The organism is Kitasatospora sp. NPDC059747, from assembly GCF_042732955.1.
Lineage (GTDB): Bacteria > Actinomycetota > Actinomycetes > Streptomycetales > Streptomycetaceae > Kitasatospora.
In genome coordinates this window covers 1-8,528 of the sequence record NZ_JBHWGV010000157.1, presented here as the reverse complement: position 1 = coordinate 8,528, position 8,528 = coordinate 1, and the positions used below count along the sequence as shown (strand labels likewise).

Below are 8,528 nucleotides of genomic sequence, written 5' to 3'. Positions count from 1 at the left end.
CACGACTGCACGAGCCGCGCCCGGCCCGACCCCGAGGCGGGCTTATCCGGCGGCCCGATCCGGCCCGGCCACCGACCCGGGGCCGGTGGCCGGAGCGGGACTCAGACGCGGCTGACGAAGGTGAACCCGGCCCCGTCGACCGCGCTGCGGAGCGTCGCCTCGTCGAGCGGCTCGGCCGACGCGACGGTGACGCGGCCGGACGGCGCGTCGGCGACGACGTCGGTGACGCCGGGCAGGGCCGAGAGCCCGGCGCTGACCGTCTTCTCGCAGTGGCCGCAGCTCATGCCGTCGACGGTCAGGACGGTGGTGATGGTGGACATGCGGGTACCTCCGGTATCGGACGCGGTCGGTGGGCGACGCCGACAACGACACCCCAAACCACGCCCGCATCCCAGGGACACGCCGCCCGGATGGCACCATCGAGTGGTTCCGGGAACCGATCGCCCCACCCGCCCGACGGGGCCCGCGGCGCGGCCCGGCCGCGTACCCTCGACAGCGGTTACGTCCGACCGACTGCCTGGGAGGCGCAGTGGTGATCGCCGTCCGGTCATTCCGTTCCGACGACGCTCCGCGGGTGGCGGAGATCGTGCACCGCTGCCTGCGGGAGGTGAACAGCCGGGACTATCCGGCGGAGGTCATCGACCGGATGTGCGAGCACTTCACGGCTCGGCGGTTCGTCGAGCTGTCCGCGGACCGGCACATCTTCGTCGCGGAGGACGAGGGGGTCGTGGGGACGGTCTCCCGGGACGGCCACAAGGTCTTCAGCATGTTCGTCGATCCGGATTCGGCGGGGCGCGGGATCGGCCGCCTGCTCATGGACCACATCGAGGCGCTGGCGGCGGCCGAGGGGCATGCGCACATGGAGGCCGGCGCCAGCATCACCGCGCACCGGTTCTACCTCCGGCGGGGGTACGCCGACGTCCGGGAGAGCGACTCCGGGTTCGGCCTCACCTACCTCGTCCGCAAGCCCCTGCAGCCGTCCGCCGGCTGAGGACCCCCGCCTTACGCGGCCCCGCGCAGGATGTCCTCGCCGTCCCGGCCCCGCAGGGCGAGTGCGGCCGGGAGGACGGCCGCCGTGAGGGCGACGGCCGCGCAGGCGGCGGCGAGCGCGCCCATCGTGCCCCAGGGCATGGCTGCGGGCGTCGGGCCGATGAGGTGGACGAGGGCCGCCCAGGAGCCGCCGACGCTGATGGCCGTACCGAGGACGCCCATCGCCGTGCCGGCCGCCACGCACATCAGCGTCTCGACGGCGACGGTGCGCAGCACCTGGATCTTGGTGGCGCCGGCGAGGCGCAGCAGGGACAGTTCGCGCCTGCGGTCGGTGACGGTCATGACCAGGGAGTTGGCGAGGGCGATGGCCGCGTAGCCGATCGCGAGGCCGAGGATCATCAGCAGGGCGTTCCAGGCGGCCTCCGCGTCGGCGTTGGTCGCGGCCTTCCAGACGTCCTGCGGGGTGGCGAGCCGCGCCCCGAGTCCGTGGACGGCCGCCTCCAGGCCCGCCTCCACCTGCTGCCGGTCGGTGCCGGACGGCAGCCGCAGGTCGATCCGGCTCGCGAGGGCGGGCCCGCCGACGCTGTCGGTGACGGCGTTCGGGCCGGTGACCCACGCCTGGACGGCCTCGGCACCGGTGCCGAGGACGGCGGCGACCCGCAGCGTCCTGGGAGTGCCGTCGGCCAGGCGGACGGGCACCCGCTGCCCGACCGCGGGCGAGCCGGGCCAGGTGCGGCTGAGCACGATCGTGTCGGGGCCGAGGTCGGCCACGGAGCCGGCGACGACCGGCAGGCGGTCGACGGCGGCGAGCGCGGCGGGGTCGGCCGCGGCGGCACGGAAGGGCACCAGGGACTCGCCGTTCTGCTCGGCCATCACGGAGGTCGGGGTGATGACGAGGGCCTGGACGCCGGGCACGGCGCGGACCCGGTCGACGACCGCCCGGTTCAGCCCGGGGGTGCCGGCGGGCGTGACGACGAGGTCGGCGGCGGCGAGCTGGTTGCGGACCTCGGTGGCCTGCGCGCGGTCGATGGTGTCGAGGCTGCCGAGCAGGCACCCGGCGAAGGCGACGATCAGCACCACCGGGGTGGTGGTCGCGGCGGTGCGGCGGAAGGCGGTGAGCGCGCTCTGCCGGGCGGTGGCCCAGACGATGCCGCCGCCGTCCTCGGCGGGGCGGCCGCGCAGCCGGGACGAGAAGCCGGGCAGCGCGGTCAGCAGGCGGAGCACCGGTCCGGCGAGCACGCCCGCGAGCAGCACGCATCCGGCGACGACGGCGAGCAGGAGGGCGAGCGAGTCGGCCGCGTTGGCGGCGGCGTCGGGCCACTGCCGGGCGGTGATCACGAGGGCCGCGGTGCTGCCGCCGAGGACGAGCAGGCCGCCGGCCCAGCGGAAGGCCAGCGCGGCCCGGGAGTGCCGTTCGACGTCCGCCTCCGCCAGCGCCTCGCCGGGGCTGACCAGGCCGGCCTTGAACGACGAGAGCACGACGCCGCTCATCGCGGTCAGCAGCCCGATCAGGCCCGCGACGAGCAGCCCCCACCAGGTGATCGGGACGGTGAAGCCGTCCGGGACCATGCCGTGACCGATCAGCCAGTGCCCGGCCACCGGCGCCCCGGCCGCGCCGAGCGCGCACCCGGCGGCGGAGGCGAGCACGCCGACCACGAGGGCCTCGCGGTTGACGAGGGTGCGCAGCTGCTTGCGGGTGGCGCCGATCAGCCGCAGGAGGGCGAGTTCGCGGCGCCGCTGGGCGATCGACAGCGCGAAGGTGGCGCCGACCACGAACACGGCGGTGCCGCCGGAGACCGCGGCGGCGAGGCCGAGCGGCGTCTGGACGTCGTCCAGCCGGCTGCTGACCTCAGCGTAGTGCGGGTCGGCCAGGCGGCGGTCGGCGCCGGTGAGCACCTGGGCGACGCTCGTGCCGCCGGTGGCGGCCACGGCCGCGCGGACGGCGTCGGCGTCGCCGAAGGCGGCCAGCACGCCAACGGCCGGGCAGTACCGGGCGGCCCGGGCGTCGGTGAAGAAGACGGCGTGCTCGAAGGGCTCCGCCTCGGTGATGCCGGAGACGGTGGCGCTGTGCGGGCCGTCGGCGGTGGCGAACCGCACGGGCTGCCCGAGCTGCTCGGGGCGGCCCCCGCCGATGACGACCTGGTCGTCGGCGGCCGGCACCGCGCCGGCGGTCAGCCGGTAGCCCCCGAGGGCCGCCGAAGACCAGGCGCGTCCGACCTGGTCGCGCGGGCCGTCGGCCAGCTGGGCGTAGCAGGTGTGGTCCTGGACGGTCCGTCCGGTCCCGGCGACGGCGGCGATCACGGCGGCCGGGAGGCCCGGCTGGAGGGGGACGGGCGTCGGCTGGGTGTCGCCGTGGACGCTCGTGAAGTCCACGCTCCGGGCGGCGGTCACCAGGACTGGGGCCTGCGAGTAGCGCTGGCGGGCCTGCTCGGGGACGCCGGCGGTGGCGGCGATGACCAGGATCGACGTGGCGATCAGGGCGACGCCGCAGGCCAGCGCGACGAAGCTGCCGACGAACGAGGCCCAGCGCAGGCGGACGGTGGCGATGGCGAGGCTCAGCATGCCACGGCCTCCAGGGCGGTCATCCGGGCGGCGACCTGCTCGGCGGTGGGCTGCTCCAGCGAGCCCGCCAGGCGGCCGTCGCGCAGGAAGACGACGCGGTCGGCGTGGGCGGCGGCGACCGGGTCGTGGGTCACCATGACGACGGCCCGGCCCGGGGCGTCCGCCATGGTGCGCAGCAGCGCGAGGACCTCGCGGCCGCTCTTGGTGTCGAGCGCACCGGTGGGTTCGTCGGCCAGCAGGACGGCGGGGCGGGTGATCAGGGCCCGGGCGATGGCCACGCGCTGCTGCTGCCCGCCGGAGAGTTCGCCCGGCCGGTGTCCGGCGCGGTCCGCGAGGCCGACGGCGGCCAGGGCGGCGCTCACCTCGGCGGCCGCGGGGCGCCGCCCGGCCAGCTTGGCGGGGAGCGCCACGTTCTGGGCCGCGGTGAGGGCGGGGAGCAGGTTGAAGGACTGGAAGACGAAGCCGATCCGCTCCCGGCGCAGCACCGTCAGCTCGTTGTCCCGCAGGCCGGTGAGGACGGTGCCATCGACCCGTACCTCGCCCCCGTCGATCGGCTCCAGGCCGGCCGCCGACCGCAGCAGGGTCGACTTGCCGGAACCGGACGGGCCCATGACGGCGGTGAAGGTGCCGAAGGGGAAGCCGACACTCACCTCGTCCAGGCCGACCACCGGTTCGGGCCCGCGGCGGTAGGTGCGGTGGACCGCTCGGAGTTCGACGGCGAAGTGCGTGGCGTTCATGATCCAAGTCAACCGGCCGGGGCGGACGCGGCTCAATGGCCGGGGGTTCAGTCCTGGGGGTGTAGCTGGCTACACCCCCAGGGCGGCGTACCGGCCTACTTGTGCGGCACCGGGATCGAGGTCACCAGCTGCTGCTGGAGGTGGTCCGGGTTGGTGCCGTCGTCGTAGGTGCTGACGGAGGTGGTGTAGTCGGTGGTGCCGGAGACGGCGCTCCCGGCGATGGTGTTGCCGAAGTAGTCGCCGATGAACGTCGACGAGCCCTCGACCGGGGAGTCGAGCTGCGGGTCGAAGGTGTGGGCGCTCAGGCGGGTGTTGTGGCCGATCGGGCCGAGGGCCGGGTCGTAGAACTGGATGCTCGTGTTGACGCAGTAGTTGGCGGCGCCGTAGGGCGCGACGCCGGGGCTCTTGGCGTTGGCGGTGTCCAGTGCGAGCCCGGCGGCCGTCGCCTCGGGGGTGCCGGCCGCCGGGCAGGGGAGGCGGCGGTCGTAGAAGGCGACGCTGACGGTGCCGTCGGGGCCCGTCGTCAGGTTGGGCTGGAACTCGTCGACGGGCGCGGCGTTGTCGTTGACCCGGACCGGGGCCGACCAGGTCGCGCCGTCGTCGTAGGAGGCGGTGAGCAGGACGTTGACGACGCCCGTGCCGTAGTCCTCGTACGCCGAGTAGAGCGGGTAGTGGCCGTTCACCGGCTGCGTGCCGAGGGTGAAGGTGTCCTCGATGCCGTCGCGGAAGGTGGTGTTGGCGTACGAGCCGGGCGGCGGCGTGATGTTGCCCTGCACGGTCGAGACGGTGGACCAGGTCCGTCCGCCGTCGTGCGAGGCGTCGAGGAAGATCGTGGTGCAGCAGAACTTGTGCGCCGGGTCGGAGTTGGTGAGCGTCGTGTACACCGTGCCGTCGGGGGCGACGTGCGGCAGCAGGTAGGTGGCGCCCTGCGGGGTGGACGGCGGCTCGGGGAGCGCCTGCGGGGCGGACCAGTCGGTGTGGGTGCCGTCCGGGCGGGCGTCGGAGTAGGCGACGTACGGGACGGGCGTCTTGCTGTGGAAGTCCACCCACATCGCGTAGATGCGGTTCCGGTGGGCGCTGTCGGGGTTGGTGTCGACGGCGATCCACTGCTTGTCGGGGCCGTTGCCGATGCTGTCGTAGGTCGCGACGTAGTCCGGCCGGCCGTTGTGGGTGGTGATCCACTGGGTGGCGGTGGTCGCGCCGTGCGGGCGCACGGAGAGGGAGATGGCCTGCGACGGGACGGCCGGGTTGGCCTCCTGGGCGGTGCCGGGGATGAAGTCGTGGGTGCCGTTGGGGTCATAGACGAACTGGTACGGCAGGAGCAGGGAGTAGTAGTTGCCCCACGTGTCGAAGGCGCCGACGGGGTCGGTGTTGTCGGTCCAGCCCTCGTAGCCGGGGATGTGGCCCTGGACCGGCCAGGTGCGTCCGCCGTCGTGGGACTCGAAGAAGCCCAGCAGGTGGTTGTAGCCCTCGGCGCTCACGACCCACTTGGACGCGCCGATGAGGTGGCTGGGGTCGGTCGGGTCGACCCGCAGGTCCGACTCCGAGTGGCCCTTGACGAGCATCGGCGTCGCGGCCGGGTAGCCCGGGTTGCTGCCCGCCTGCGTCGCGTACGGGCCGGCGGCTCCGGTGTCCTCGCCGGTCGTCGCGCCGGAGGCCGGGCAGGGTGTCATGCCGCTGTAGGCCCCGGCGGGGCCGCTGTCCACGGTGTAGGGCACTTCGGGGCGGTAGCAGCTGGTCCGCTGGGCGGTGGCCAGGACGTTCGTCACGTGGGAGGCGGCCTGGCTCGCGGCGTAAGCGGCGTCGGTCTGGGTGCCCTGTGGGAGGGCGGGGGCGGTCGCTGCCGAGGAGGAGAACGGGGAGAGGAGGGAGAGCCCGAGCAGGGCGGGGCCGAGGAGCAGGGAGAGTCTTCTACGGGTACGCAAAGGGAGGGCCTCCTACGTTCTGGGGTGAACCTGGGGCACTGCGTCCGGAATCGACGGGTCGGGCCGGGCCCCTGGACGGCGGCCCGGCGACTCGGCGTGATGACGGTAGGTGGCCGCGGGCACGCCAACAAGGTCGTCCGCGCGAACTTGACGGTCCGTTGACCGCGCCCCGGGGCTCCCTTTCCCCGGGGCGCAGACCTTGACCGGCGGCGAACACCGAGGCGGGGGCGGCCTGTTGGTCGATCGTGGCGACCGGCCGTTCGGCCGGTACGGACCAAGGGCACCCCCGCCGGGCGGCGGTGACCGTCAGTGGCCGCCGCGCGGAGGCTCGCAGTCGGTGCCGTCGGGGTAGCCGGCGAACGCCTCTGCGGTGGCGCTCCCGACGTGTTCACCGCAGACCGCCCTTGGGGGATCAGTACGCGCTCGGCCGGTTCTCCTTCACCCAGCGCTTCTCGGCCTCGCTCCCGGTCGGCGGCGGCGCGAAGCCGTCGATCATCCAGAGGTCGCGCGGCGTCTCGTCGATGTGGAACTCGCAGTACAGCCCGCGGTCCTTGGTGTGGGGCGCGAGCAGCGCGGAAAGCCTCTCCCTGGTCCGCCGGCGCTGGTCCGGGTCGTCCATGTGCCGCGCGATGTGCTCGACGACGATGCGCACGGCGTCCGGGGCGGGCTCGCCGCCCACGTGGAACGAGTCCGCCGCGACCTCGTGGAAGAGCGTCATCACGTAGAACGGCGGCAGCCCGAAGCCGGTGTAGAAGCCGGTGATGTCGTCCGCGAGCTGCTTCTTCTGTTGCGGGGCGTAGGTGCCGGGCGGGTGGTACACGTGCCAGAGCGGCATGGCTCTTCCTCCTGTGCGGATATGACGTGTGGTCGGTTGCGGCCGGGCGTTCAGTTGCGGCCGGGCGGTCAGTTGCGGCCGAGGACGGCGAGACCCTCCACCGGCCCGGACAGCGCGGCCTTGATCGCGCGGGTCGCGTCGTCGACGAGCACCTCGCTGTCCCCGCGCTCGACGCCATCGAGGACGATCCGGGCGACGTCGGCCGCCGCGATCTTCTCCACGGGGATGGCGGCGACCATCTCGGTGTCCGCGAACCCCAGGTGCACGCCGACGACTTGAGTGCCCTGCGCGGCGAGTTCGAGGCGCAGCGAGTTCGTCAGCGACCACAACGCGGCCTTGGACGCGCCGTACGCCCCTGCGCCGGCTCCCCACGACAGGAGCGAGTGCAGGTCGACGACGGCTCCCCCGCCGCGCGCGGCGAGCACGGGCGCGAAGGCCTGGGCGATGCGCAGCGGGCCGATCACGTTGGTCTCGAACGTGTCCCGCACGAGGTCCAGGTCGGCGGTGAGGAGCGGCGACGGGTGCAGGACGCCGGCGTTGTTGAAGACGAGGTCGACGTCGCGGGCGTGCGCCGCGAGGGCGGCGACGGAGGCGCCGTCGGTGACGTCCAGTGGGAGGACCTCGATCCGCGCGTCGCCGGCGGGGGTGGGGGCGGGCTTGCGTGCGGTGGCGTAGACCTTCGCCGCCCCGCGCCGCAGGAGTTCCTCGACGAGCGCCTTGCCGATGCCGCGCCGGCCTCCGGTGACCAGCGCGACGGAGCCTTCGATGACGGTCATGTGCCTTCTCCTCGCTTCACTTCGCTCTCGGATCAGGTTTAGATTATTACCATCATCTAAGTGGCCGCGGAAGTAGGATCTTCCCCAGCCCCCCGGAGGAAGAAGGGACCGCCGACATGCCCCGAGTGTCACGAGCCGAGGCGCAGCAGCACCGGCAGCAGGTGATCGACGAGACGTCCCGGCTGATCCGGGAGAAGGGCGCGGGCCAGGTCAGCGTCCCGGAGGCGATGGCCGCCGCCGGGCTGACGCACGGCGGCTTCTACCGCCACTTCTCGTCGAAGGACGACCTCGTCGCCCAGGCCCTCCGGGCCGCGTTCGGCGAACGGCGCGAGGCCATGGACCGGCTCACCGGGGAGGGCCCCGCAGAGGGCCCCGAGGAGGGCCCGTCCCCGCGCACCGAGTTCGTGTCGCGCTACCTGTCGACGGTCCACCGCGACAACCCGGGCGGCGGCTGCCCGGCCGCGACCCTCGGCGCCGAGGCAGCGCGCGCCGAACCGGGCAGCGCGGTCCGCACGGCGTTCACGGCCGGCCTGCGCGACCTCGTCGACGGCCTGCAACGGCTGGACGGCGACGGGCGCGAGACCGCACTCGCCGACCTGTCCACCCTGGTGGGCGCGATCCTCCTCGCCCGCGCGAGCGACGACGCCGAGCTGTCCGAGGAGATCCTCACCGCCGCACGCCACCACCTGACCACCCCGGGCGC

Annotated in this window: 8 protein-coding genes; 2 read left to right on the top strand and 6 right to left on the bottom strand. The window is 74.1% G+C overall.

All coding sequences use genetic code 11. The annotated features are described in order from the left end of the window. Positions 1-101: 101 nt before the first annotated feature. Positions 102-320 (bottom strand): heavy-metal-associated domain-containing protein, encoded by a 219-nt coding sequence (locus ACFV4G_RS39200; RefSeq protein WP_380447629.1) that lies wholly within the window; start codon positions 318-320, stop codon positions 102-104. Between the two features lie 254 nt (positions 321-574). Between ACFV4G_RS39200 and ACFV4G_RS39195 the strand changes: the two genes are divergently transcribed. Further along, on the top strand, positions 575-991 hold the full coding sequence (locus ACFV4G_RS39195) for a GNAT family N-acetyltransferase (protein WP_380447627.1): 417 nt from the start codon (positions 575-577) through the stop codon (positions 989-991). An 11-nt stretch (positions 992-1,002) separates the two neighbouring features. On the opposite strand, the gene ACFV4G_RS39190 is transcribed toward ACFV4G_RS39195, so the two are convergent. From ACFV4G_RS39190 to ACFV4G_RS39170, 5 genes are all read right to left on the bottom strand, one after another. Beyond that, entirely contained in the window at positions 1,003-3,552 is a 2,550-nt protein-coding gene (locus ACFV4G_RS39190) for an FtsX-like permease family protein (RefSeq protein WP_380447625.1), read from the bottom strand. Further along, positions 3,546-4,289 (bottom strand): ABC transporter ATP-binding protein, encoded by a 744-nt coding sequence (locus ACFV4G_RS39185; protein WP_380447623.1) that lies wholly within the window; start codon positions 4,287-4,289, stop codon positions 3,546-3,548. Before ACFV4G_RS39185 ends, ACFV4G_RS39190 begins: the two co-directional genes overlap by 7 nt. 95 nt (positions 4,290-4,384) lie before the next feature. Continuing rightward, complete coding sequence (locus tag ACFV4G_RS39180; protein ID WP_380447621.1) at positions 4,385-6,214, bottom strand: sialidase family protein; 1,830 nt, start codon at positions 6,212-6,214, stop codon at positions 4,385-4,387. Positions 6,215-6,626: 412 nt separating this feature from the next. Then, entirely contained in the window at positions 6,627-7,049 is a 423-nt protein-coding gene (locus tag ACFV4G_RS39175; protein ID WP_380447619.1) for a tautomerase family protein, read from the bottom strand. Positions 7,050-7,117: 68 nt separating this feature from the next. Continuing rightward, positions 7,118-7,825 carry an SDR family oxidoreductase gene (locus ACFV4G_RS39170; RefSeq protein ID WP_380447617.1) on the bottom strand — a complete coding sequence of 236 codons (708 nt, stop codon included), beginning with the start codon at positions 7,823-7,825 and terminating at the stop codon, positions 7,118-7,120. A 116-nt stretch (positions 7,826-7,941) separates the two neighbouring features. On the opposite strand from ACFV4G_RS39170, the gene ACFV4G_RS39165 reads away from it, so the two are divergent. Next, a partial coding sequence (locus ACFV4G_RS39165) for a TetR/AcrR family transcriptional regulator (RefSeq protein ID WP_380447615.1) occupies positions 7,942-8,528 on the top strand: 587 nt, incomplete at its 3' end.